Genomic DNA, 1,976 nt, shown 5'->3' on the forward strand with positions numbered 1-1,976 from the left:
ATCCAGTCTTCCAGGCAAGGGGGAAATAGCGTCGTCTGATCGCGTTCGGCACCGACAACGAACCGTCCCATGCCGTCCTCCGGTCGTGCAGAGGAAAGCTACCACCATCAGGGTTTTGACACAGCCAGGGTCGGATGCGGAACGTCCGTTTGGAGGTAAGTGGCTGACTTCCGCTCCCCACCGAGGCTGTGTGGAAACGGGTTGGGGCGGAAGCGGTGACGGCCGGAGCGAGCCGTTCCCGGCTCATCCGCGCATCGCGGTGATGAGCCCTGGCGCTCCGAGCAGGGCGATGGCCCGCTTCAGGTTGTAGGCGAGGACGTGGAGGCTCATCTCCGTCCCGACGTTCGGAAGCCTCCGTATCTTGAAGTGGCTGCGTCCCATCCAGTCCTTGATCGTGCCGAACACATGCTCGACTGTCCGTCGCCGGATGCGCATGGCGTCCGGCGTGCGGTCGAGCCGATCCTGCATGGCTTCCACGACATGTTCGTACTCCCAGCGCGTCACCCGTCGCTCGTTGCCGGTCGTGCAGCCCGGCTTCAACGCGCATGATCGGCAGTGGCTCGACCAGTAGCGGTTCAGAACGAGGCCGTTCTCGACAGTGGTCGTGCGCTTGATGAGGGTCTCGCCGGCAGGGCACCGATAGGTGTCGCTCGGCGCGTCGTAGAGGAAGTCCGGCTTGCCAAAGCGCCCCTCCGCCCTGGCGCCCGAGGTCAAAGGCTTTGGGCAGATCGGTGTGACGCCCGCTTCTTCGCAGGCCAGAACCTCCGCTCCTGAGAAGTAGCCGCGATCGGCGAGGATCGTCAGGTGCTCGACCCCGGTCGCGTCCTTCGCCTGCCGGCCCATGTTGGCGAGTTGGGTGCGATCATGGCCGAGGTTCGTGACCTCGTGCGCCACGACGATATGGCTGGCCGTATCGACCGCCGCTTGGACGTTGTAGCCGACGAGGCCCGTGCCCTTGCCGTTCGTGGCCATCGCACGGGAGTCCGGGTCGGTCAGCGAGATCTGACGGTCGGGCGCTGTCTCGACTTCGCGCGCCATGACTTGCAGCGTGCGCATCTGCTGGCGAAGCGCCTCGATCCTTTCATTCAGGCGCGTCGTGCGCATCTCGGCGACGTCTGCCTCCTGCCGGTCGGCGGTGTCGAGCTTATCGAGATAGCGCTCGATGCTCGCCTCCACCTGCGCCAAGCGAAGGCGGATCGCGCCGGGCGTGTAGTTCTTGTCGCGCGTATTCACGGCCTTGAACCGACTGCCGTCCGCTGCCACCATGCCGCCAGCGATGAGGCCAATCTCCTGAAACAAGACAACGAACTGCTTGCACGCTGCCCGAACGGCTTCGCCGTTGTCGCGTCGAAAGTCCGCGATCGTCTTGAAGTCGGGGGCAAGCTTACCGGTCAGCCACATGACCTCGACATTGCGGCCTGCCTCGCGCTCAAGGCGCCGGCTCGACTGCACCTGGTTCATGTAACCGTAGAAATAGAGCTTCAGGAGCGTCGCCGGATGGTAGCCGGGCCGCCCTGTCGCAACCGCGCCTTCAAAGCCGAGTTTGGCAAGGTTCAGTTCATCGACGAAGACGTCAATCACTCGGACCGGGTTCTCATCGCCGACATAGTCGTCGACGCAGTCCGCCAGAAGAAGCGCTTGGCGCCGCTCGCAACCTTCGATGAAACGGCCCATTCGACCCCTCCAGCGCTCCCGAAAAGGTAGCACAACAGGGCGTTTTCACACAGCCTCCACCCAAAGCGGAAGTTGCCCGACAGCCGACGCATGACCGCCTGTAGGAACGGCCGACGGTTGCTCGCACCGCTGGGTTGGGTCGATTGTGTGTTAACTGCTTAGGGTGGTTTTGCGAAGTTCTGCTTTCGAGGCGCAGGCGCCGAAAGCAGACGCAGCGTAGAGCTACGAGACCGTGATGTTCCGCGCTACGAACGATGCAAGCGGCTGTCGGATGGCGTTCATCAAGCCCGTGGCTTCGACCC

General features: G+C 63.6%; 1 protein-coding gene. It reads right to left on the bottom strand.

The features are described from left to right. Positions 1 to 243: 243 nt before the first annotated feature. A complete protein-coding gene (locus MKK75_RS20885; RefSeq protein ID WP_244044435.1) occupies positions 244 to 1,674 on the bottom strand; it encodes an IS1182 family transposase in 1,431 nt (476 codons plus the stop codon). Between the last annotated feature and the right edge of the window lie 302 nt (positions 1,675 to 1,976).

Origin of the sequence: Methylobacterium sp. J-030 (assembly GCF_022829545.1) — a bacterium.
Taxonomy (GTDB): domain Bacteria; phylum Pseudomonadota; class Alphaproteobacteria; order Rhizobiales; family Beijerinckiaceae; genus Methylobacterium.